Origin of the sequence: Faecalimonas umbilicata, assembly GCF_004346095.1 — a bacterium.
GTDB classification, from domain to species: Bacteria; Bacillota; Clostridia; order Lachnospirales; family Lachnospiraceae; genus Faecalimonas; species Faecalimonas umbilicata.
This window is the reverse complement of sequence record NZ_SLZV01000023.1, coordinates 12,397-35,844: the sequence shown is the minus strand read 5'-3', so window position 1 is coordinate 35,844 and position 23,448 is coordinate 12,397. Positions and strand designations below refer to the sequence as shown.

26 protein-coding genes and 1 tRNA gene are annotated in these 23,448 nt (G+C 44.8%); 5 read left to right on the top strand and 22 right to left on the bottom strand.

Going from position 1 to position 23,448, the window contains the following annotated elements; genetic code table 11:
* Positions 1 to 16: 16 nt before the first annotated feature.
* From rpsJ to EDD74_RS10935, 9 genes are all read right to left on the bottom strand, one after another.
* A complete protein-coding gene (rpsJ, locus tag EDD74_RS10970) occupies positions 17 to 334 on the bottom strand; it encodes a 30S ribosomal protein S10 (RefSeq protein WP_004843615.1) in 318 nt (105 codons plus the stop codon).
* Between the two features lie 648 nt (positions 335 to 982).
* Complete coding sequence (locus EDD74_RS10965; RefSeq protein WP_116441102.1) at positions 983 to 1,447, bottom strand: glycine/sarcosine/betaine reductase component B subunit; 465 nt, start codon at positions 1,445 to 1,447, stop codon at positions 983 to 985.
* 21 nt (positions 1,448 to 1,468) lie between these two features.
* Positions 1,469 to 2,227, bottom strand: coding sequence for a proline reductase cluster protein PrdD (prdD, locus tag EDD74_RS10960; RefSeq protein ID WP_009263323.1), 759 nt, complete (start codon positions 2,225 to 2,227; stop codon positions 1,469 to 1,471).
* Positions 2,228 to 2,399: 172 nt separating this feature from the next.
* Positions 2,400 to 2,645 (bottom strand): proline reductase, encoded by a 246-nt coding sequence (locus tag EDD74_RS15745; protein ID WP_008977005.1) that lies wholly within the window; start codon positions 2,643 to 2,645, stop codon positions 2,400 to 2,402.
* Between the two features lie 27 nt (positions 2,646 to 2,672).
* The gene (locus tag EDD74_RS15740) at positions 2,673 to 3,125 is read right to left on the bottom strand and encodes a glycine/sarcosine/betaine reductase selenoprotein B family protein (RefSeq protein WP_008977006.1); all 453 of its coding nucleotides are present in this window, start codon (positions 3,123 to 3,125) and stop codon (positions 2,673 to 2,675) included.
* Positions 3,122 to 3,412 (bottom strand): CBO2463/CBO2479 domain-containing protein, encoded by a 291-nt coding sequence (locus EDD74_RS10950; RefSeq protein WP_008977007.1) that lies wholly within the window; start codon positions 3,410 to 3,412, stop codon positions 3,122 to 3,124. The genes EDD74_RS15740 and EDD74_RS10950 overlap by 4 nt, the downstream gene beginning before the upstream one ends.
* 49 nt (positions 3,413 to 3,461) lie before the next feature.
* Entirely contained in the window at positions 3,462 to 5,324 is a 1,863-nt protein-coding gene (gene prdA, locus EDD74_RS10945) for a D-proline reductase (dithiol) proprotein PrdA (protein WP_116441101.1), read from the bottom strand.
* 53 nt (positions 5,325 to 5,377) lie between these two features.
* Positions 5,378 to 6,694, bottom strand: a complete 1,317-nt coding sequence (gene prdC, locus EDD74_RS10940; protein WP_242990063.1) for a proline reductase-associated electron transfer protein PrdC — start codon at positions 6,692 to 6,694, stop codon at positions 5,378 to 5,380.
* Positions 6,695 to 6,981: 287 nt separating this feature from the next.
* Positions 6,982 to 7,079 (bottom strand) — tRNA-Sec (locus tag EDD74_RS10935).
* 232 nt (positions 7,080 to 7,311) lie between these two features.
* On the opposite strand from EDD74_RS10935, the gene EDD74_RS10930 reads away from it, so the two are divergent.
* Both EDD74_RS10930 and EDD74_RS10925 read left to right on the top strand, forming a co-directional pair.
* Positions 7,312 to 8,340, top strand: coding sequence for a proline racemase family protein (locus tag EDD74_RS10930; RefSeq protein WP_008977010.1), 1,029 nt, complete (start codon positions 7,312 to 7,314; stop codon positions 8,338 to 8,340).
* A gap of 29 nt (positions 8,341 to 8,369) precedes the next feature.
* The gene (locus tag EDD74_RS10925) at positions 8,370 to 8,957 is read left to right on the top strand and encodes a TetR/AcrR family transcriptional regulator (protein ID WP_008977011.1); all 588 of its coding nucleotides are present in this window, start codon (positions 8,370 to 8,372) and stop codon (positions 8,955 to 8,957) included.
* 112 nt (positions 8,958 to 9,069) lie between these two features.
* Here EDD74_RS10925 and EDD74_RS10920 read toward each other — a convergent pair whose 3' ends face one another.
* From EDD74_RS10920 to yedF, 7 genes are all read right to left on the bottom strand, one after another.
* A complete protein-coding gene (locus EDD74_RS10920; RefSeq protein WP_008977012.1) occupies positions 9,070 to 9,306 on the bottom strand; it encodes a putative Se/S carrier protein in 237 nt (78 codons plus the stop codon).
* Positions 9,307 to 9,346: 40 nt separating this feature from the next.
* A complete protein-coding gene (locus EDD74_RS10915; RefSeq protein ID WP_174704840.1) occupies positions 9,347 to 10,483 on the bottom strand; it encodes an aminotransferase class V-fold PLP-dependent enzyme in 1,137 nt (378 codons plus the stop codon).
* Positions 10,484 to 10,567: 84 nt separating this feature from the next.
* Positions 10,568 to 11,473: a selenium metabolism-associated LysR family transcriptional regulator gene (locus tag EDD74_RS10910; protein WP_008977014.1), complete on the bottom strand. Its 906-nt coding sequence runs from the start codon at positions 11,471 to 11,473 to the stop codon at positions 10,568 to 10,570.
* Positions 11,470 to 13,386, bottom strand: a complete 1,917-nt coding sequence (gene selB, locus EDD74_RS10905) for a selenocysteine-specific translation elongation factor (RefSeq protein ID WP_116441098.1) — start codon at positions 13,384 to 13,386, stop codon at positions 11,470 to 11,472. Before selB ends, EDD74_RS10910 begins: the two co-directional genes overlap by 4 nt.
* Positions 13,387 to 13,462: 76 nt before the next feature.
* On the bottom strand, positions 13,463 to 14,866 hold the full coding sequence (gene selA, locus EDD74_RS10900) for an L-seryl-tRNA(Sec) selenium transferase (protein ID WP_008977016.1): 1,404 nt from the start codon (positions 14,864 to 14,866) through the stop codon (positions 13,463 to 13,465).
* Between the two features lie 10 nt (positions 14,867 to 14,876).
* Positions 14,877 to 15,917 (bottom strand): selenide, water dikinase SelD, encoded by a 1,041-nt coding sequence (gene selD / locus EDD74_RS10895; protein WP_081636852.1) that lies wholly within the window; start codon positions 15,915 to 15,917, stop codon positions 14,877 to 14,879.
* A 90-nt stretch (positions 15,918 to 16,007) separates the two neighbouring features.
* Positions 16,008 to 16,613: a sulfurtransferase-like selenium metabolism protein YedF gene (gene yedF / locus EDD74_RS10890; RefSeq protein WP_008977018.1), complete on the bottom strand. Its 606-nt coding sequence runs from the start codon at positions 16,611 to 16,613 to the stop codon at positions 16,008 to 16,010.
* Positions 16,614 to 16,915: 302 nt separating this feature from the next.
* Between yedF and EDD74_RS10885 the strand changes: the two genes are divergently transcribed.
* Together EDD74_RS10885 and nagB are read left to right on the top strand one after the other, a co-directional pair.
* On the top strand, positions 16,916 to 17,776 hold the full coding sequence (locus tag EDD74_RS10885) for a class I SAM-dependent methyltransferase (RefSeq protein WP_116441097.1): 861 nt from the start codon (positions 16,916 to 16,918) through the stop codon (positions 17,774 to 17,776).
* 173 nt (positions 17,777 to 17,949) lie between these two features.
* Complete coding sequence (nagB, locus tag EDD74_RS10880) at positions 17,950 to 18,681, top strand: glucosamine-6-phosphate deaminase (RefSeq protein ID WP_165851567.1); 732 nt, start codon at positions 17,950 to 17,952, stop codon at positions 18,679 to 18,681.
* 162 nt (positions 18,682 to 18,843) lie between these two features.
* Here nagB and EDD74_RS10875 read toward each other — a convergent pair whose 3' ends face one another.
* The 3 genes from EDD74_RS10875 to EDD74_RS10865 form a co-directional block, all read right to left on the bottom strand.
* A complete protein-coding gene (locus EDD74_RS10875; RefSeq protein WP_116441095.1) occupies positions 18,844 to 19,485 on the bottom strand; it encodes an endonuclease III domain-containing protein in 642 nt (213 codons plus the stop codon).
* A gap of 87 nt (positions 19,486 to 19,572) precedes the next feature.
* Positions 19,573 to 20,724, bottom strand: coding sequence for a DUF3878 family protein (locus EDD74_RS10870; protein WP_116441094.1), 1,152 nt, complete (start codon positions 20,722 to 20,724; stop codon positions 19,573 to 19,575).
* A 58-nt stretch (positions 20,725 to 20,782) separates the two neighbouring features.
* Entirely contained in the window at positions 20,783 to 21,229 is a 447-nt protein-coding gene (locus EDD74_RS10865; RefSeq protein ID WP_008977023.1) for a YaiI/YqxD family protein, read from the bottom strand.
* Between the two features lie 178 nt (positions 21,230 to 21,407).
* On the opposite strand from EDD74_RS10865, the gene EDD74_RS10860 reads away from it, so the two are divergent.
* Positions 21,408 to 21,914: a GAF domain-containing protein gene (locus EDD74_RS10860; RefSeq protein ID WP_116441093.1), complete on the top strand. Its 507-nt coding sequence runs from the start codon at positions 21,408 to 21,410 to the stop codon at positions 21,912 to 21,914.
* A 25-nt stretch (positions 21,915 to 21,939) separates the two neighbouring features.
* Here EDD74_RS10860 and EDD74_RS10855 read toward each other — a convergent pair whose 3' ends face one another.
* The 3 genes from EDD74_RS10855 to EDD74_RS15655 are packed head-to-tail and all read right to left on the bottom strand — an operon-like array spanning position 21,940 to position 23,439.
* Positions 21,940 to 22,293: a hypothetical protein gene (locus tag EDD74_RS10855; RefSeq protein WP_116441092.1), complete on the bottom strand. Its 354-nt coding sequence runs from the start codon at positions 22,291 to 22,293 to the stop codon at positions 21,940 to 21,942.
* Between the two features lie 22 nt (positions 22,294 to 22,315).
* Positions 22,316 to 23,143, bottom strand: coding sequence for a DNA-3-methyladenine glycosylase family protein (locus tag EDD74_RS10850; RefSeq protein ID WP_116441091.1), 828 nt, complete (start codon positions 23,141 to 23,143; stop codon positions 22,316 to 22,318).
* 44 nt (positions 23,144 to 23,187) lie between these two features.
* Complete coding sequence (locus EDD74_RS15655; RefSeq protein WP_008977027.1) at positions 23,188 to 23,439, bottom strand: DUF6472 family protein; 252 nt, start codon at positions 23,437 to 23,439, stop codon at positions 23,188 to 23,190.
* Positions 23,440 to 23,448 lie beyond the last annotated feature (9 nt).

Sequence of the window (23,448 nt, the reverse complement as noted above, 5' to 3'; positions counted from 1 at the left end):
TAGGATTGTTACTGTCTTATTTGTTTTTCATTTTGATATCAATATAAACACCAGCCGGCATCTCTAATCTTGATAATGCATCAACTGTTTTCTGTGTCGGTGTTGTGATATCGATCAGTCTCTTATGAGTTCTCTGTTCGAACTGCTCTCTGGAATCTTTGTATTTGTGTACCGCTCTTAAGATTGTTACAACTTCCTTCTTAGTTGGAAGTGGTACCGGTCCACTCACCTGTGCTCCATTTTTCTTTACAGTTTCGATAATTTTCTTTGCTGATGCATCTACTAACTGATGATCATATGCTTTTAATGTGATTCTCATTACTTGACTTGCCATAAAAAAAGTCGCCTCCTTTTCGTACTATTCAACTTAAGTACGACAAGCGGTGACTGTACACTCTCCCGTGTGTGTCATAAAACTCTCACACGTTGTTACCGTTTTTCATCGGCTGTTATTGATTCGTACAGTGACTTGTCGCCAGTTTCCTAACTTGACATTCGCTCCACGGAACACCTGCTATGTTAAGCAGCAACCTCACGCTTCATCGCTATCATGTCACAGCTCTCTTAGTATACAAGATACTTTTTAGTTTTGCAACTATTTTTTACATTTTTTTCGATTTTTTATTGTATTTTTTAATGTACAATTTTTTTCTTCTTTCCTATTGACAATTTTCGACTCCGGCTTTATACTATCACCGAAGTTATATTAGTGATGCAGACCAAAGGCGGTGATCTTCAGGAGGATACTGTCTTTTTTTCAGCCTATCTTTTATAACTTTATACCACTAACTGTTGCTTTTGCAAGGATTTGAAAAAACTGTTTCCCCCAATAGACAGTTTGTGCGAAATTCAATCCAATATCCATTCCCCCTCTTTTAATATAACGGATTGCAAAGCAACAAACCTCTCAATAAATATAGAAGAAAGACATGCCGCAGCTTAGTCAGTCATCTTGCAGGCATGTCTTTTTTCGTCTTTTTCTTTATCCCCTTCTCATCTTTAGCTTTAACATCGCCGCAGCCTTTCTCGCATCCAGCTCTGTCACACTATTTTCTCCAAGCACACACGTCTCTGTACCACCCTTACTCTTATTAATATCTACGATTGCATTCAGATTCGGGCTCTCCACAACAAAACCGCCGGAAGTCCCAACAAACTTCAATCCAGAGACAGCAATTCCTCTCTTTGTCAATTGCTCCACCGTATTGACATAATCCACATCACTATTCCCCCATCCATCCGCAGAAATGATTGCCCCATCTGCCCGCATACTCTCCGCCAACACGGCAGCTCTCGTTCCTACGAGCATTTTTTCTTCCTGATTATCAGGAGTTCCTACTATAATAATGCCTAACAGATCAAGTTCTTCATCCGAAGATATTACATCCAGAAGCGGATCCCGAAAATGATGCAGGCTTGTTTCTTTTGTAGACGGTCCGATTCCCATCGCTTTTTCCTCCTTCTTTCCTTACTGCATGGATCGCAAGATTCCATCCCGGTATTCATTCGGTGTTACGACCAGAGGCATATTTCCCATATCAATGATAGATCTGCCTCCTGCCATTCCTGATGGTTCTTTTGCAAAGAGCTGCATGTCATACATTGCCCCCTGACCAGCCACCTGTTTTACAATCACAACCTTCTTTCTTCCCGGTCTCTCAATATCATAGAACTCTCTCCGCTCTGTACACTGTTCCCCGCGCAGCTTTTTTAAACACTCCCGGTACTGCTGGACAAATTCATCGCAGAGCGCATGCGCCCTTGTGACCGCCTCACGATCCTGCCCCTTGCCGGCACAGAACGTCACCTCAAACAAAATCAGTTCATCTCCCCGCTTAGGTGTTCCAGCTTTCCCCCATGCGATCTGCTCCTCGATCACCCCTTCCGATGATCCAAATTCCGCTGTCTGGATTCCATCTACATCCACCCCGGTTAACAATACATAAGCTCCTGTCACGGTGTGTGTCACTCCCTCACCGATTTCTCCTAGTACTTTTGCTGAAATCGGAATTACATCCATAATGCTATTTGTCTCCTCCTGATACTGATCTGGATGCACAAGCCGAATACGAATCTGTTCAATCATCTCATGATCCGCTTTTTCTGCAAAAGATTCTGGTGCTACTTCTATCTCCCTCGCCCTTGTGATCCGATTTTCTTGCCCCTCCCGGACAGTTTCTGCATGAAAAGCTTTAATGACAAGACGCCGTTTTCTAATTTCTTCCACTTTTCTTTCCCCTTCCTTTCACATCTGCTTTTCTCTTCACACCTATTACAAAAAGCAATTAAAAAACGTGTATGAATTCCCATTCTCTTTCTTCGCATCGTTCCTTTGATACTCACTCTACCAGAAATAGTTCTCATACACGTTTTCTTTTTTCATATGATATTACACACAATTATACTTTCGCTACATATTCAAATGGAAGCGGAACAATCTTTCCAGGAGTTTCAATCTCTATGAGCTGTTCCAATGTCGCTTTTACGATTGCAGTCTGCATCTCTACATCGTTCGGCGCTCCCGCATTTGCTCCCATCGGAACAAGCGGCGCTACCGCACGAGGGGTTCCAGCCTGACGTACAACCGGCGGAAGTGCCGCAATAATAATTGTCGGAATTCCCGCTTCCTCAATCGCTCTCTGCACCAGTACTGCAGAGCGGTGGCAGGTACCTCAACCAGCAGTAAGGATCACTGCATCTACGCCTTCCTCTTTAAACATCTGAGCGATCGCAGGGCCTGTCTCATGTTTAAACTTCTCCTGATTTCCGCCGCCTCCCATAAATCCGGCATGCACTGGCGCGCACGCTTTGATAAATCCTTCCTTCGCCAGTTCATGGATACGGTCAATCGGAAACATACAGTTGATGTCTTTATTGACATCCCCATTGTCATATCCACCGTGGGATACCATCAATTCATCGGATTTCATCTGATCTGTGATTTTTCTCCAGGTAAAATCACCTGCAAGATTAAATCTCTCATCGCTTTTATGGTGAACACCCGCTGCTGTTGCCAGCGCGATCGTCATATCTTTCAGCTCTTTCTTCACCGGAGTCCATACAGCCGGCGGTGTGATCGGAACAAAGATTTCCGACTGCATACCTTTCACTACTGTTAAGCTCATTGCGTTACCTCCTCATCGTCTCTATTGTTCGCACGCATTTTTTCCTGACGCTTCTGATACGTCATCAGATTGCTCATATATTTTTCATTGATCTCAGGACCCATCTGTTCCACAAAACTCATGTTCCATGCAACTTCCTGTCCCACCTTCACCGGATAGTCTGTGATCAACATCCGCATCGGTACTTTCAGATAGCCGAGACGACCTTTCAAATCAATCCCCACACAGCCATCATGTACCTCCACGATCACCCCTTCCATCCGAATGATCTTATCCCCATACTTCATGTCATCACCTGCTATCGACTTTCCGACAGTTTCTGGCTGCCGCAAAATTTTAGTCGTATTTTTCTTTTCGCTTCTGGCTCATTGGCAGAGACTGTTCATTTGCCACAAGTTCTACCGGTTTTCCAGTTACATTAGAGATCAGCTCCACATTATTTTCCTTCACATTTGGATTCCATTTTTTCTCCGGCTTCTTGATCTCTTCTCCCGCCATATCCGCTTTCAGCATATAAAGCGCACGAATTGCATCTTCATGACAGAGTGTATTGCATGCGAGCACTTCATTCTCGATTCCGGATTCCGATTTATTGTTATCAACCATATTGGTCATATATTTATTTCCGACAACAAGCGCTCCCTGCACTGCACAGAACGACATCCCAACTACAGAAATTCCTCTCATACCAATCTGTTCAATGTGGCTTGCAAAATCGATGTGATTGTTTCCAAACCCTTCGGTTGTGACAAATGCTCCGTCTACATCCAGAGCTTCGCACATCATTCCGACACGCTTTGACACGTAGAATTTCTCCGAATTGATCTGAGGACTTCCTACAAAAATAACGCCGCAGAGATCCAGTTCTTTGTCATACAAGGTTTCCAGTACAAGAGGCTCTCTCCAGTAATGTCTTGACATTTCCTTTGATGCAGGTCCAATGCACGTCAGCGCATGAATACATCCGTCAAGTACCTCAAGCGGAGATACCATAACCGGAACATTTCCAAGGTCTACATTTGGTTTTGCTCCAAGGACACCAACCGGCTCTACCGGAAGAATCAGATTGTCATGCATCGCTCCCTGTCCCATAATTTCTTTTACGATCACAACTTTTTTCTTACCAGGTCTTCTCACCTGTTCAAATGTTTCTGTATCAATAACAAGTGTATCATCCAGTTTCTTCAGGGCAAGGCGGATCTCCTGTGTGATCACATCCGTTGCAGTGTGGGCCGCAAGCGGTCCCGGACGTTCCATATTCGTACCTTCTTTGATGACCACTTCTGTCTTAATGAAGATTTCACCTTTCTCCGGCGCTCCCGGTCTTCCCCACATAATATTTTCATCTAAAATTCCTTCAGAAGATCCAAACTCTCCAATCTGAACACCATTTGCATCGGTACCTGTCACCATAACAACAACGCCGTCAAGCACTCTTGTTGTACCGGATCCAATCTCATCTTCCCCTTCTTTGGCTGCGATCGGCTGTACATCCATAATCGTCTCAGAGTATGTATGATACTGTTCCGGTGTGATGATATCAATCTTCAGACTATTGACAAGTTCCTGGGAAGCTGCTGCTTCCTCCTCAATCCCTTCTCGAATATATAAAACAGTTCCCTCGATCTTTGTCTCCGGTCCACGTTTTACTTCTGTAATTTTAAAATGCTTTCTTGTCAGGCTTCTGATAACCTTCTCAGGTTTCTCTTCCGCTGCCGGCGCCGCTGCAACCGGCACAACAGAAGCCGGCTGCATCGCTGGCATTTGCACACCTGCAGCACCCGCTGTGATTCCTGTCGGAATTTCGATGTCAATATCTTTTCCCTTTCCAATGTGAATTTTTAACACACCGCCAGCTGTTGTGACAATACTCTGACTGGATGCCACTTCCTCTTTTTGCTCTGCCTCTGTTTCTTCAGGCTCTTCAACAGCCATCTCCTGTTCCACTTCCTTGATTCCTGCTACCACATCCGGTGTAAGTGGCGTCAGTGAATCACAAGTCTTCGTCAATGTCGCCCCAAGAATCTGCTCGATCGTCAGAACTCCGTCCAGATTTAAAAGCCCAGAGTCTACAAGATCATCAAAAATCGTTGGATCTTCCAGATTCTCAACACCAATCGTAATCCCCGCTTCCGCCCGGCAGCAAAGCACCGCTGGATCCTTCGCATGTTCTTTTGCTGTTTCTGCTGTAATTGACATAACATGTCCCTCCTTATATGAATGCTTCCCGGTCCACCAGACCGGAAAGCAGATTAAATATCCTGTTCTACTTTCTTTGATACTCTTAAGTGTCTGTACAGCGGATGGTGAATTGTCCGCATCACGTGATCTGTCTGGTGGAATACTTTCAGCCCCATCTTTGGCGCAGATCCCATCACTGTGTTGGAACAGTCCGAACAGTTTCCTATTATAATGTACTCACATCCATCTTTCTTAAACTGGATGCTGTTTTTCACCTGTCCCGGACAGTTTCCCGGGCGCTCACATTTTAACGCACCATTTTTCATCTCAACGGCCTGCTTACATCTCGCAACCGATACAACCTTGCCATTCATCTTCGCACAGATATCGCGCATACGCTCCTCTGTCCCACCACAGGCACAGACAAGAAGTCCTACCGGCGCCCCATGAAGATCTGGAAGATCAATCGTCACGATCACCCCTCCGGTTGTCTTTGTCACCGGGGTATCCTCCTGCGCTGCATGCCCGGTAAATGGTCCTCCCACGATAATCTCTCCGTAAATTCCATTAATCCCTCCTGCACGCTCAATCAGTTCCCCGATACTCGTCCCGATCGGAACATCTAAAAAGACATGTGGCTCTTCGCCGCCGTTTAACTTTCCTACGACAGTTACATTCTTGGAAAAACATGGCTTTCTCTCATCGATCGCCTCTGCCACTCTAGAAACAGTCTCTACGTTGATTACAACTGCATCTGCTGCCGTCGGAAGCTGATCCACTCCAAGTTCCACTCCAAGACACTCTCTTACAACTGCTCGTTCTTCTCCCATTGGATAAATATCCGGCAAGAGATGAAGTGTGATTTCTTCCTCTTCTTTCAGTGCTTCTTTTAAAACGCGAACTGCCTTTTCATTTTTTTTCTTAATTGCAAAAATCGCCCTGGATGCATTTGTCAGCTCCATGCAATATTTTACTCCCCTTATGATCTTGTCACACTGTTCTTCAATCTGTCGGATGTTATGACAAAGTCCCGGCTCGCATTCTGCCGCATTGACAAGAATATATCCCCCGTGCAAATCTGCAGAAAGTTTCACTGCTGTCGGAAATCCCGCGCCGCCCATTCCGGTGATACCAGCATAGGCTACCATCTCAGCCTTCGTTCCTTCCGGAATCTTCACATAACTTTCTGGCTGTTCTTCCTTCTTGCGAATGACGATCTCCGTGTCAGTTACCGACTCCACAACTCCACAGACACTAGAAAATATATTGGCACCAAGCCCGTCCGGAACTGCGATCAATGTCCCTCTCTGTACATCCGCCCCCGGCTCCGTGACAGCCTTGCATGGTGCCCCCACATGCTGCTTTAATAAAATATGTACCCGTCCCACTGCTCTCGACTCCTTTATCTGTATTCACTAAAAGCTGAGTATAATACTCAGCTTTTTCATTCATCATTTAATCAAGCCTGCCCCTGTATTCTGACAGCAACAGCCCTGCATTCTCTATTCTGTTCTCGGTCATCACTGACCATCTATATCCATTCCAGTCTGCACATCTATATGTAAGCCACTCAAAGACATCTGTGCTTTACATTCTACGCAATGCATCTTCCGGAACCACAGCTTCTCTCGACTTCTCAGTCGGACTGCGGATGCATCTGGAACTTTTCTCCTTTTGGCGGAGGCATGTGGGAATCGAACCCACCCGGGACGCTCCTAACGCCCCACACTAGTTTTGAAGACTAGGAGGCACACCAGTTACCCATCTACCCCCAGATATGCATTTTTCTCTGCTCATTTACTTTATCACAAACCTATCTGTTTTTCAATAGTAAATTCCAACTTTTTTCATTTTATTTATTCTTTCAAACTCCCACTTTCCATTGACTTTTTAGGACTTTTCATTGATAATACTATTAGAAAACTGAACTGCGTTCTAGTATTTATTCTATTAACAAGTCTGCTATCTTATATACAGCTGACATAAAAATTTCGGAGGTACCGCAATGGAAATCAATCCACATTTAAACACGGACTCTTTCGAGGCCGCTTTCAAAGCAATCGACACACATACCGTAGGAGAATTTACGCGAATTATTTTGTCCGGATTCCCCCCATTAAAGGGAGATACGATGATCGAGCGCAAGAACTATCTCGCAAAACATTATGACAAATACCGCACTGCCCTAATGTTCGAACCGCGCGGACATCACGATATGTTTGGTGCACTTCTGACCGATCCGATCCATCCGGAAGCAGATTTTGGCGTCATCTTCATGGACACCGGAGAATATCTGAATATGTGCGGCCACGGAACCATCGGCTCTGTCACTGCACTCATCGAAACCGGGCTTGTCGAGGCAAAGGAACCTTATACAGAAGTGGTATTGGATGCTCCTGCCGGATTGATCCGAACAAAAGCAGAAGTCAAAAATGGAAAAGTCTTAAACGTCACACTCACAAATGTTCCTGCTTTCTTATATAAAGAAAATCTTACAACGGTGATTGACGGCAAAAAAATCAAGTACGATATTTCCTTCGGCGGAAGCTTTTTCGCTCTCGTAGATCTCTCACAGATCGGCAAGACAGTCACACCGGAAAACATCCAGGAGCTGACACGTTTTGGAATGCAGCTTGTAAAACAGGTCAATGAAGAAGTAAAAATCAAACACCCTACACTTGATATTACTTCTGTGGATCTCGCAGAACTGTACTGTTCTACGACAACCCCTGGATGCACCATGAAAAATGTCGTAATCTTTGGAGACCACATGGCTGACCGTTCTCCTTGCGGAACCGGAACAAGCGCAAAGCTTGCCGCACTGTATGCCCACGGCCAAATCGGCATGAACGAACCTTTTGTATATGAAAGTTTCATCGGCTCTAAATTTACCGGAATCGTCAAAGGGGAAACAACTGTCGGGAACTACAAAGCAATCATCCCACAGATTACCGGAAGTGCCTACATTACCGGAGAAGCAACCTATGTGATCGATCCGGATGATCCGCTAAAGTATGGGTTCCAAGTTGGGTAATCTTCACACAAAAAGAAAGGAGGCAGCTTATGCCTAGAAAACGACAGACGACAAAGAGTAAGATTGTAAAAGCTGCATGGAACCTTTTCTACAAAAAAGGATATCACGCAACGACAATCGATGATATCATCACTGCCTCCCGAACATCCAAAGGCAGCTTTTATCATTATTTTAAAGGAAAAGATGCCCTGCTCGGCTCACTTGCCTATCTGTTTGATGATAAATACGAAGAGCTTGTCACATCGATGGATCCAACTCTTTCTGCCGCTGACAAACTTCTCTATTTGAATTATGAACTGTTCCTGATGATCGAGACAAGCGTGGATATGGAACTTCTGACACTGCTCTACTCCTCGCAGCTGACGACAAGAGACCAACGTGCACTTCTGGATGATCAGCGATTCTATTTCACCTGCATCCGGGAAATCATCGAAACTGCACAAAACCGTGGGGAGTTTACTTCTGACCGTTCCGTAAACGAACTTGTTCATCTCTACACGATGTATGAACGCTCACTGATCTACGACTGGCTGCTCTGCCAGGGATCTTACTCTCTAAGCAAATACAGCGCAGAACTTCTGCCGGGGACACTGGCACAGTTCCTCGCAAAAAATTAACACAAACGAAGAAAGAATGTTTGCAGAATATAATAAAAAAATTGAGGGTATTGCCCAATCATTCAATTAGATGATTGGGCGATACCCTCACAATTTTTATTTCTGTTCCTTCTTATACCATGCACTCATGCATCTCTTCTTCTTGAAGTCCGACTTTCTCCATAACACTTTTTAACGCTTCCCGCTCTGTCAGATCTGCACACCAAGACAACCCACAGCCCGCTGAAATCGTGCGCGGAACCGGGATCAATCTTCCGGCAGCTCCATGCTCCTTACATGCTTTCTCCATCGCCATCGCATCTGCTGTTGTATGGAAGGTGATCACTAGTTTCAATTCTTTCTTTCTCATGTTTTCTACTTACTTTCTTTTTATTTTATTGTCTCTGCATCTACTCTTCTGCCAGTTCCCGGATTGCCTGGATCGCTGTCTCTACTTCTTCTTCTGTATTATAATGTGAGAAGCTGAAGCGTACTGCCCCTTGTTCAACCGTTCCAAACGCTTCATGCATCAGCGGCGCACAGTGTGCCCCCGGTCTTGTAGAAATCCCGTAGGTCATCAGAAGCTCATCGCTGACTTCTGAAGAATCATACTCCCCAATATTCAACGTCACGATCGGACAGCGTCGCTCTGTCGAGAAATCCCCGTAGATTTTTACATTCGGAATCTTTTTCACCCCGTGATAGAACTGCCACATATACTGAAGTTCCTTCTCCCGGATCTGATCAATCCCCGTCTCCTCCAGATATTTCACTGCAGCTCCAAGTCCTGCGATTCCGTGTCCGTTTAGTGTCCCTGCCTCCAAAGCAGTAGGCATTTCTTTCGGATGATGCTTATTGTAAGTATCGACACCACTGCCGCCACACTTGAGTGGGCGGACTTCCAATCCTGTGCGGACATACATTCCCCCGGTTCCCTGCGGACCTAACAAGGATTTATGTCCAGTAAAACATAAAATATCAATCTGCATCTGCTGTACATCGATCGGATATACCCCTGCCGTCTGTGAAGCATCGACAATCAAAAGCACCTCATGTCTCTTCGCAATTTCTCCCACACGAGCAATATCAATCATATTCCCTGACAGATTTGAGCCATTTGTGCAAACGATCGCCTTTGTGTGTGGACGAATCGCCGCTTCCATTTCATCGTATGAAATATTCCCCGACGGATCACTGGAAACAATCGTCAGCTCCACACCGTTTTCTTCCATTGCATAAAGCGGCCGCAATACTGAATTGTGCTCTAACATCGTCGTCACAACATGATCCCCCGGACATAACACCCCCCGGATTGCAATGTTCAGACTCTCTGTCGAATTATTTGTAAATACAATATTTTTCGGACTCTCCGCCCCAAAAAGCCTTGCCAGACGCTCTCTTGTATCGTAAATCACTCTCGATGCATCTAAAGATGCCTCATGTGCCCCCCTGCCGGCATTTCCCATACACTGCATTGCATTTGCGACTGCCTCGATGACTTCCTTTGGCTTTCTCATCGTCGTCGCAGCATTATCCATATATATCATAACCGTACCTGCCTGCTTTCTTTTTCTTGCAGAACCGCAGAAAACAGCTTTCACATTCCCTGCGGTTCCCACCAGCATTTTCTTCTAAAATGTCTGGTAAACCTCTCTTGTCACCTTAATAAACTTCTCTACTGCCTGAGGCAGATGAAAATTTTTGTTGTATACAATATTCAGATTTCTTCCTCCGCGCTGTGACGGAAGAGAAAAACTTAATATCCTTCCATGGATCAGTTCATCCTGTGCTGCGAGCTTTGACAGCACAGACACACCCAATCCATTTCCGACAGACCGCTTGATGGTCTCTGTATTCTCAATACTTGCAATGATATTCAGACTCTCCACCTCAATACCATTTTCCCGAAGTTGACGTTCTGCCTCCTTCCGCGTTCCTGATCCTTCCTCGCGCATGATGATCGGCTCATTCATGATCCAGTCAAGTGGGGAACCAATCTCCCTTAGTCTGCGGAATTTTTCATTGTTCGGTGTGATCACGACAAGTTCATCCCAGTAAAACGGAATGTACTTGCAGTTTTTTTTCTCCATCACCGTCCCGGTAAAACCGATGTCTGCAGTATGATTGATCACATGTTCAATCGCTCTTGCACTGTCAGTCTCCATCACTTTAAACTGTTCTTTCGGATACCGTTCACTAAATCTTGCCAGAATCCGCGGCAAAAGATACTGCGCCGGAATCGTAGATGCGGCAATCGTAATACACTGCGGCGCATCTTTTTCTTCATGAAGAAACGCATATTCTATCTTCCGTTCCAGCTCTACCATCTGCTTTGCATATTCATATAAAACGGTTCCATCTTCTGAGAGGCTGACCTCTTTTGTATTCCTCACAAACAGCCTTGTATTCAACTCTTTTTCCAAAGAAGCAATGTGTGCGCTGATTGTCGGCTGTGTCAGGAATAATTCTTTTGCTGCCTTGGAGAAACTCCGTCCTTCCGTAACCTTCACAAATGCTTCCAGCTGTTTTAAATTCATACGTATGCTACCCTTTCACTTTCTGTTCCGTTTCGTTTTGTCACTTTTATGCTGTCCATATATTCCATGATCGGCTTCGCACTCTTGCGACTCGTATTCAGTGCATCTCGAAGCTCTGCGATCGTGATGATCTCGCGCTCCCTCAGCATTCCTTCCACAATCTCTCTTGCTTCTTCCATGAAGTGCTTCCTTGTATACAGATCCTCTGCCACCTTTACCACACTTCCCTCATCTACAAGAAACATTACAATATCTTCGGCCATCGGACGTTCCTTCTCCTCAAATGGGATCTCAGAAAATTTCGCGAAATCAAATTTTGCGTCTTCAAACACAGTGATCATCTGATCATGCAGTCTCTGATATCTTTCATCTTTTGGAATTTCAAACTCCGGCAATGCCAAAAATTCCTGGTGACGTCTCAATACGCCTTTCTCCACAAGCATTTCCATATAAAGGTCAAATACATTCGCCTTGACTTTCTTCAGATAAGTCATATGTACTTCTGCCTTCTTCATACCATATCGATACGGATGACTGTTATGATAACTGCGCAGCGTCTCACACAAAGTCTCTCTCATTGCACTTTCACTCGCCGCATGCCATACATAGACATCTTTCTTCATCTGGAATACATATACTTTTCCCTGTGCTTCCAGTGATCGTACATCTGCCTCCACTTCTTCCATAGAAAGTGCAGTCAATTTCGCAAGTTCCCCAAGTGTTACCATCGTCTCTGCATGCGCCTTGACATGAAGTTCGATAATATCCTCGGAGGAACCTGATTCTTTCTGTTTCAGTTCCTCGATCACATCCTGCTGGAAACGCTTCTTTCGCTCTGGATTTGGCTCCAGAACAACGCCTCCCCCGATTGTCTCCATCGGAGAATAGAAACGGACAACAAATTTGTCTCCTCTTCGCAATGCCACCTCTTCTTCCAGACGAAGCTGCACATATCCACTCTCTCCCGGTCCCAGATCTTCCTTGTCAAGAAGTACTGCCCGACAGAGCACTTCACTTGTTCCCGTGAAGAAATGCAGTCTCGCATGATTGGTCAACACTCGCATCGAAGATGGGAGCATATTCAGCTTCACATCAAGAAGCATTGTATTTTTCATACTGTTCGGCGGTGCCAGCACACATCCTCTCGCAATTTCCTTCTTTTTTACATTCGAGAGATTGATTGCCACACGCTGCCCCGCATAACAGCGGTCCACATCCTGCCCGTGCACTTGAATACTTCTAATTCGGCACTCTTTGCCAATCGGATACATCTCAAGGACATCTTCCTTGCTGATACTTCCCGTCAGCAGCGTTCCTGTGATGATTGTCCCAAATCCGGATAAAGTAAACGCACGGTCGATCGGAAGTCGCGGGATCGTGTTGATCTCTTTTGGCTCCACCTCTTTTGCCGTCATCTGCTCAATTACATCGATCAAGTGTGGAATCCCCTCTCCTGTCGCTGCAGATACTTCTACGATCGGGGCATCTTCCAGAAAAGTGCCTTCCAGTTCTTCCTTGATTTCTTCCTCCACAAGTTCCAGCCACTCCTCATCAACCAAGTCACATTTGTTGATAACAAGAATGCTTTTTTCAATTCCAAGCAGCCCGAGAATATCCATATGTTCTCTCGTCTGCGGCATGATTCCTTCATCTGCTGCCACAACAAGCATGACAAGATCCATTCCAACGACGCCTGCCACCATGTTGTTGATAAATTTTTCATGTCCGGGAACATCGATGATTCCGACACGATCCCCGTTTTTCAGATCAAAATAAGTAAATCCGAGGTCGATCGTAATCCCTCTCCTCTGTTCCTCCTCCCACCGGTCTGTATTTCGCCCAGTAAGCGCTTTTATCAAAGTTGTCTTTCCGTGGTCAATATGACCTGCGGTTCCAATAATGATATTCTTCATCTGTACTGCCTTTCTACCTTCGGGGATCTTTGCCGATCCCCTTTTTTCTGATTCAGGCGAATCTCTTTGCTTCCCCTTACTCCAATATCTCTTCTTCTTTGAGCATCTTTGCGATCTTCGGATACCATTTCTTATCCACTGTGCGCACATCGATCACAATCTTGTCATTCATTGTACGCACGATCATCGGAACAGACATATGTCTCAGCCGAAGTTCCAACTCTGCTGTCGTAATCTTTTCCGGATGAATCGTCACAGCCATACTTGGAATCCGCTCCAACGGCAGAGATCCTCCTCCAATCTGTGACTCACATGGCTCCATCTGAATCTGAGCCGGCAATTCTGCCTGCTGTAACAGTGCTTCCAATTCCTGCGCATCTCTTGTAATCTCTTCGATCTCTTTTGTGATCATGCGAAGTGCCGGAATATTCTGGATTGCTTTTTCCTCAGATAAATACTCCTGTAAAACGACCTCCAGCGTTGCCGCTGTAAACTTATCAATCCGAAGCGCTCTCGTCAGCTGATTTTTCTTCATCTGGTCAATATATTTCTTCTTGCCGACAATAATCCCCGCCTGCGGACCTCCGAGCAACTTATCCCCGCTGAAGCACACGACATCTGCACCATTTCGCACAGAATCCTGTACGGTCGGCTCATAGGTCAGTCCATATTTACTAAGATCGATCAGCACACCGCTGCCAAGATCTTCGATTACAGGAATCTCCCGCTCTTTCCCAAGCGGAACAAGTTCTGCGATACTTACGTTATCTGTAAATCCAACGATTCGGTAGTTACTTGTATGTACTTTTAACAGCGCTGCCGTCTCCTCTGTGATCGCATTTTCATAATCTGTATAATGCGTCTTATTTGTCGTACCGACCTCTACAAGCGTTGCTCCACTCTGCTCCATCACATCGGGAATCCGGAATTTTCCGCCGATCTCTACAAGTTCTCCCCGAGAGACGATCACTTCTTTTCCTTTTCCCATTGTGCTCAGGATCAGCATAACTGCCGCCGCATTGTTATTCACCGCCATCGCCGCCTCTGCTCCGGTAATTTTGCAAAGTAATTTTTCAAAATGCGAATAACGTTCCCCTCTTGCTCCTGCTTCCAGGTTATATTCCAAATTAGAATAATTCATTGCAATATCCGCAATGTGTCTCATATGACGCTCCCCAATCGGTGCACGTCCAAGGTTTGTATGCAAAATTGTTCCGGTTCCGTTGATCACTGTACGCATATTCGGCGTATGCATCGCCTTTACTGCCTCCTGAATCCGTACAGACAATTGTTCAATCTCCCGGATTCCTTCTGCTTCGTCTTCGCATGTTCCGATCAACGCCCGGAGTTTATCCAACTCCTCCCGCACCGCTTCCAGCACGGTATCGTAACTGTACTGCTCTGTCAGCTCCCGAATCTTTTCGTCTTCCAACAGTACATCTACCTTCGGTATCCTGCGGTATAATAAATTCTTATTCATTTTACTTTCCTTACTTCAGGTGAATCAGTTTTTCACCTTTTTCCAGTACCTTTCCAATTATTGATATTTTCGTATCCATTCCCTTTTCTGCAAAATCTTTTATCATTTCTTCTGCCTGCTCTGGGGAGACACTGACTAAAAGACCGCCTGATGTCTGTGGATCATACAGAAGATCTACATAATGTTCTGCAACGGTTCCACAGTCTACCTGATCGATCGAATATCCGCGGTTCTTATAAGCTCCTGCCGGAATCAGCCCCATCTGTGCGTATGAGATCGCCTCTTCCAGATAGGCGATGTCTTCCACATGCAATTCAAAGGTAACTTCACTTGCCGACGCCATCTCGACACAGTGACCTAACAGTCCAAATCCTGTAATATCGGTGCAGGCTGACACATCATATTTTTCTACAACTTCCTTTGCCTTCTTATTCAGAGATGCCATCACCGTCACTGCTTCTTTGACAGCAGCTTCCGATGCCATCTCCGCTTTGATCGCCGTGTTGACGATTCCAGTACCGATCTGCTTTGTCAAGATCAGTATATCCCCCGGTCTGCATCCGTAATTTTTAAAAATCTTCTTCGGATGAACAAAACCGGATACACAAAGTCCATATTTTGGCTCATCATCCTGCACAGAGTGTCCTCCTACGAGTACCGCTCCTGCCTCTTTCACTTTATCTGCTCCTCCTGCCAGGATCTCTCCCAACACCGCCGGATCCAGACAATTCGGAAATCCTACGATATTCAGCGCAATCTTCGGTTCCCCTCCCATCGCATAAACATCGCTGAGAGAATTTGCCGCTGCAATCTGACCGAAAGTATAGGGGTCATCCACAATTGGAGTGAAGAAGTCCACGGTCTGAATCAGTGCAATATCCTCTGTCACTTTATAGATTGCCGCATCATCGGACGTCTCGATGCCGACGAGCAGATTGTCATCATGAAATTTTGGTAGCTTACCCAACACCTGGGCAAGTGTCTCTGGACCTATCTTGGCAGCTCAACCCGCCGTCTTCGTCAACTGCGTTAATTTCACGTCTTTTTTCATCGCTTTTTTGTTCTCCTTCTCTCTGTCTTTTACTTTTATTTCTCCTTCAGCCGGATTTTCCTTATATGAAATAAAACCTCTTTTTGCTTGCTAAGGCTGAATGATCTTTCCTGCCTCTGCCATCTTCTCCACGATTGTATACATATTTGTCACAGATCCTACTTCCAGCTTATCTGTCAGGCCGTAATAATTCAGACATGTTCCGCATGTCAGAATCTCAACACCCTGCGCTTCCAAACTCTTTAAATCTTCCAGAGAATCCGAACCTTCTGCTGTCAAAGTTGCCCCTCCATTGTAGAAGATCATCGCCTTTGGCAATTCTTCCAGCTGTGTCACCGCAAAAATAAATCCTTTGATCAGTACCTTTCCGAGTTCATCATTACCGCTTCCCATTTTGTCAGAAGCGATCACAACAATCGTATCTCCCTTACGATCTGGTGTACATACTGCTTCCTCTCCTGCTTCCTTGGCTACTGCACCGTTCATCTGGATCGTCACTTTAAATTCTTTCTCTCCCAATTTTTCAGAAGTTACATTTCCCCCTGAGCTAACTGCCATCTTCGTCACGTTCTGAACAGCGATCTCATTGTCCACAAGTACTTCTATCGTCTCAGGACCTGTGATCTCCTGCATTGCCTTTTTTGTTTTAATTACTGGAATCGGGCAGTTATCACCCATCGCATTTACTGTAATCATTTTCATATCCACCTTTCTTTTTTTCAAGTGCCCCTTCTTCTTCACTTATAGATACATTCTATCACTGTTTTTCACTTTGGTAAACCTAATTTTCTACATTTTTCCTCCAATTTCCCCAATTCTACGGTTCTTCCTGCAAAATCATTGAAAAAAGTCGGATTCTATGAGAATATAAGAAGAAACGTAAAATCAATACTCAAAAAACAGCATGTAAAATTCCTGAATGGAACAAACGTGCCTGACATTGAAATAGCAAACTTAACTATTCTAAGAGAAAACGAACAACAGAAAGGAATAAAAATATGTGGATTGCAGATCACTGGAAAGATTATGAAGTTATTGACTGTTCAAACGGGGAAAAACTAGAGCGTTGGGGAGACTATCTGCTGGTCCGTCCGGATCCGCAGGTTATCTGGGATACTCCAAAGTCACACAAAGGCTGGAAACATATGAATGGCCACTATCACAGAAGTTCAAAAGGAGGCGGTGAATGGGAATTTTTTGACCTCCCTCAACAATGGCAGATTCATTATGGAACGCTCACCTTCAATCTGAAACCGTTCAGTTTCAAGCATACAGGACTGTTCCCGGAACAAGCTGCAAACTGGGACTGGTTTTCTGAAAAGATTAAAAATGCCGGGCGTCCGATCAAAGTACTGAATCTTTTTGCCTACACCGGCGGTGCAACACTTGCTGCTGCTGCTGCGGGAGCACATGTCACACATGTAGATGCCTCAAAAGGAATGGTAAACTGGGCAAAGGAAAATGCTGTTTCTTCCGGCTTAAAAGATGCACCGATCCGCTGGCTCGTGGACGACTGTGTCAAATTTGTTGAGCGTGAGATCCGCCGCGGCAACACATACGATGCGATCATCATGGATCCTCCATCTTACGGAAGAGGTCCAAAAGGAGAAATTTGGAAAATCGAGGATGCCATTCATCCACTCGTGAAACTCTGTACAAAGATCCTGTCAGACAATCCACTGTTTTTCCTGATCAATTCCTACACAACCGGGCTTGCACCGGCAGTACTGACCTACATGCTCGCCACAGAGTTAAAGCACTTCCATGGAACTGTAGAATCTTCCGAAATCGGACTTCCAGTATCGGAAAGCGGACTCGTCCTTCCATGCGGTGCTTCGGGTAGGTGGGAAGCCATTTAATTTTACCTCTCGCTTTACCGTTATCTACGTTATCTGATTGTAGGTTTTTTTTGTACTTTTGTTGATTTCATCTGCAAAAGCTTGCTTTTCCAGTTTGATTTTGTTACATTTGAATTATCTAAAGTACAAATTTCTAATTTATTTATAAGCATGGAAACTGGAGGAGAACTATGATGAAGATTTTCAAAATGAAAGATTATGACCAGATGAGCCAAAAAGCAGCCAATCTCATCGCTGCACAGATCATTACGAAGCCAGACTGTGTACTTGGACTTGCAACCGGTTCCTCACCGATCGGTACATACAAGCAGCTCATCGAAAAATATAACAACGGAGATCTTGATTTTTCCAAAGTCACTACTGTGAACTTAGATGAATACAAGGGACTTCCTCGCGACAATGATCAAAGTTATTACTATTTCATGAACGATAATTTATTTGACCATGTCAACATCGACAAAGAGAATACACATGTGCCAAATGGAATGATCGAAGACAGTGAGAAAGAATGTGCTGACTACGAAGCTCTGATCGCTTCTCTCGGAGGTCAGGATCTTCAGCTTCTCGGACTTGGTCACAATGGACACATCGGATTCAATGAGCCTGCAGATGATTTTGCAAAGACAACTCACTGTGTAAATCTTCAGGAAAGTACGATCGAGGCAAATAAAAGATTCTTTGCTTCTATCGACGACGTACCAAGACAGGCTTACACTATGGGAATCGGAACGATCATGAAAGCGAAGAAAATTGTTGTAGTTGTAAGTGGCGCTGACAAGGCTGACATCGTAGAAAAAGCATTTTTCGGACCGGTAACACCACACGTTCCTGCTTCCATCTTACAGATGCACCCAGATGTGACAGTCGTAGGGGACGAAGCAGCTTTAGCAAAAGTAAATTTATAATTTCACTTGCTGCGTGAATTCAATCTAAAGATATTAAAAAACTTATATCAAAACTTTCATAAAAGATGCTATCCTGACTTGTATCACTCACAAATCGGGATAGCATCTTTTGTTAAAATTCTATTATTTATCTTTCCTACCACATACTAATATCCCTGTACTCTAAATTTTCTTCGCACAGATATCTGCCAGACAGCATCTGTCACAGTGTGGTTTTGTGCGGGCCGTGCACACTTCCCTTCCGTGGTATACAAGTCTGTGACAAAAATCGCTTCCTTCCTCCGGTGGGATGATCTTCCAAAGTTCCATCTCTACTTTCTTTGGCTCCTTAATGCCATCTACCAGTCCGATTCGATTTACAAGGCGGATACAATGTGTATCCGTGACGATTGCCGGCTCCCCAAATACATCACCCATGATCAAGTTTGCACTTTTTCTTCCGACACCCGGAAGTTTCAGAAGTTCATCAAAGGTCTTCGGAATCTGTCCCCCATACTGCTCTTTTAAAATCTTCATACATGCGCTGATGTCTCTCGCCTTGCTTTTTCCAAGCCCACAAGGGCGCACGATCTCTTCGATCTCCACCACATCCGCGGCTGCCAGCGCATCCACATCTGGAAATTTCTCATATAATTTCTCTACCACAATATTCACCCGTTCATCGGTACACTGTGCCGCCAGTCTTACCCCGATCAACAATTTCCATGCCTGGTCATAGTCCAGCGTACACTCTGCATCTGGATATTCCTCCCGCAAGCGCTCGATCACTTCCAGCGCCAGTTTCTGCTTTTTTGTCTTTGCCATCTTTATCTTCTCCTGTCATCCCGTAATTTCTACTGTTCTTTTTCTGTTTTCTCACGGTCTGTCTTCTTTTTATTTTGTTTTTCTATTTTACATCTTTTTTCGGATTCTGTCTGCAACATTTTTCCCATCTTCTGTGAAAATCCAGCTGTTTCTTCCTCTTCCCCGAAAGAATCCTCGGTTTCTTGCCTGTCTGTGGCAATTCTTTCCTATTGTTGTTTGCCGGTTCACCTGCGATACCATATAGTAGATCCGAAATTGAAAATGATCCCATTCCATCACCGTAAAAGGATGCTCCTCCAAAATGATGACCTCAAACTCTCCCCGATGATACTCCGGATATGTACCTGTAAATCCTGCTCGAATCAGTTTCTGTTCCGCCTGCTTCCGTTTTTCTGCAATCTTTTGATGAAATGCCGTTCCATAATCCCGCTTTTCATAAGTACCTGACTCGGCTTCCACTGCCTGTAAGATGGTTTCGTAAAGCTGCTCTCTGCTTGAATCCATCAGCGCTCTTGTCAGCCACCGTTCCAGAAATCTTGATGGAAATCTGCGGTACAAACGAAGCAGTGCCAAATATCCTCGATCCTGTGCCATTACCGCAAACTGCTCCATACATGCAATTCCTTCATAAGTCGCAGGATATTTTTCTTCCAGCGACTCTCGTACCGGGGACCAATTCCGAAATGGAGCAAACTCTACCAGTCTCAGAAGTTCCAATTCTCCTTCTGTACAGACTTCTTCCCCTACATACGCAAATTTGTCATAGATCGTTCCTGCCATATAGACAAGCCGCCTCCACTGCTCCTGTCCTTCCATCCAAAAATGCCCTATCTCATGGTACTGATAGCAGGTTCTAGATTCACGGATTTTTTCAAAATGCAGTGTAAACACCGTTTCCTCCCCATGAAGCAAGCTCTTCTGCCGTACAACAAGTACATAAGCGCCCTCTTTCCCGGAAATCCTCGCGGACAGTTCCAATCCTCCCGCTTGCTCTTCTGCGGCAACCTCTCCTACCATCCGGCAGTTTTCCAAGACCAGATAATCCTCAATCGCATCATTCATCATATATGGGATGAAATAACTTTTCCCGCTTTCCTCTTCTTTCTCTTCAGGTTCCTCGCAAAGTTCAAATACTTGATATTTAAAAATCTCCGCAAGCTTCCAAAATGCCAACGGCATCTGCTCCTGCAGCCCATCCAGATATTCTGATAATTCCTCCCGTACTTTCACTTCCTCCACGCTCTCACCTGCCTCTCTGGTATCTTCTTTCCTTCCGCTCTTTTATCCATAGCTGTTCCTATAACTGAAAACTCTTTCGAACGATCCTCTCAAATGCTTCTGCAAACTTTCTGTCATCCTCCTCGGTACGTCTGGCAGGTCCTTTCAGATGATGCTTGCTCTTTGCCCTTCTGGCTTTCTTAGCCATATGCCTCTCCATCAGGAGCCTGTCAATATTTTCATTTGTATACTCTCGTCCATTTTGATGAATGCAGTAAGCACCTTTTCCAAGCACCATCGCCGCAACACCATAATCCTGCGACACAACAATATCCCCTCTGCTGCATGCTCCGACAAGTGCAAAATCAACTGCATCCATCCCCGCACCGATCACTTTCACTTCACTATAATCAGATGACAATACATGATTCGTATCACAAAATAAAATGCAGGGAACACTATATTTCTCTGCAATCTGCTCAATCAACCTGATAACCGGACATGCATCCGCGTCTACTAAAATCATATATCTCCTCCTGAATCTGATACTATTTTCCACATCTTATATTTTGCTTCCCGCTTTTTTCCACATTTCCCATCTTTCATCCACATAAAAATCCCCATCCTGGCTTTTGACCTGTTCTTCTTCTTGTGATAGAATGACTTTATTAAATTGCCGTTCGAACGGCAGAATGGAGTTTTTTATGAAACAGATTGCAACAACTTATCCTGATGACAAAACTTTGATGTACCGTCTTCTCAGAACGCAACTGACCGGACTGGTCGACGGAGTTCCTCACCTGACCGCAAATCTTGCAAATGCTTCCGCACTTCTTGCCGGAGCACTGCGCGACATTAACTGGGTAGGATTCTACCTTCTGAAAGACGACACTCTGATTCTCGGACCATTCCAGGGAAAACCTGCATGCGTAGAGATCAAAGCAGGAAAGGGAGTCTGTGGTACTGCTGTCGCAGAAGACCGCACAATGCTTGTGCCAGATGTCCACGCATTCCCCGGACATATCGCTTGTGACTCTGCCTCTAATTCCGAAATAGTCGTTCCCATCCACTGCAGCGGGAAAGTAGTCGGTGTCCTCGATATCGACAGTCCATGCCTTCATCGGTTCGACGATGAAGACCGACATGGATTAGAATGTCTTGTCCACACGCTCGAGGGAATGCTGTCCGAATCCCTTCTGGAACTTTTCTAAAGAGAAGCTCATGCTACAAATGCTCTTATGCTTCTGTCAAAATCCGAATGATCTGCACACGTCTCTGTGTCATCAGCGCAAGCACATTTTTTGCCTGCGCTGTATTTTTTCTGGCAAATGTATTCTGAAGCTGTGGAAGAAATTTCTTCATGCTCTGCATTCTCAGCCGCTCCATCGTCTGACCGATTCTCCGCATTGTCATTCTCGCAGCTGACCACTGTCCTCTTGTCACTGTCTGCCCAAGCCGCAGGAACTCCTGTCCCCTTACAAACTGCTCCAATTCTTTAAAATATTGTTCTTCCCCGAACTGCTCTATTCCTTCTGAAACACAGATTCCAAGCTGCTCCAGTTTTTTTATCTGCACTGTTCTGTCTGCCATTATTTATACCTCCTGTCACTTCTTACATATGCCTTTTTTCATGATCTCCGGTCAGTTCATAGTAAAAAATGTACTGCTGCATCACACCCTGCATGCCCTTATATCTGCGGTTTGGAAATCCTCGCTTATAGTGCTTCTGAAGTGCCTGACTGATATGTGTATCTATCGGAAATGCCTGCAGATGATGAAGCGCAAACAGACAGATACAGTCTGCAACTTTCTCACCGACTCCAAACAACTTTAACAACTCTTTCTTTGCTTTTGCATAAGGCAGATGTCGGATTGCATCCAGATCCACTTCCCCTGATACAATACTTTTTGCAGTCCGCACAACATATTTACTGCGATATCCAAGATTGCATGCTTTGAGATCATCATCCCCAAGTTCTGCTAGTTTTTCCGGCTCCGGAAATGTATAAAATGTATTTCCGGAATCGCCTGTCCTCTCCTCACCGTATGTCTCACACAGATTTTGAATACACTTCCGGATTCTCGTAATATGGTTCTGCTGGGAAATCAGAAATGATGCTATCATCTCCCACAAATCCTGCCGGAGAATCCGTATCCCACTCCCCCACTCTGCCGCCGCGAGCAAGTAAGAATCATTTGGGTTAATCTCCTCTATATAACTTTGATAATCCGTTTCCAAATCAAAATAATCGTTCCATATCTCCTCAAACTCGTGCGGCGTGCAGAAAAATGTACATTGCTCTCCCTCCTGCAAGATTTCCAGAGATCTGCCAAATGCAATCACCCTGTAACAGTTCTCCGATACTCTCTCCATCCGAAAGCACTGCCCTGAATCGCAGATCTGCTGCAAGTTGAAATGTTTGCTCTGTCTTATCACCATATCGTTTCCTCTTCTCATCTTTCTCTAGTATAGAAACTGCCCTATTATATCTGCTTCTTCACAATCTGGTACTCGTCTCCAAACTGATAATATGGACAATCCCGGAATTCTCCCCGGACAAACCGATACATCTCATCCTCATCCAGATTTTTGCTGCACACATAATACTCATACTCTTCATCGTATTCGTAATTCATACAGCTCTCACAGTTTGTTATCCTTCGTTTTTGTGTACTTTTCTTTGTCACTGACCTTGTCAGAGATTTCCCTTCTGCCTTTTCTCCGATTGTTTCCATTTCATTTTA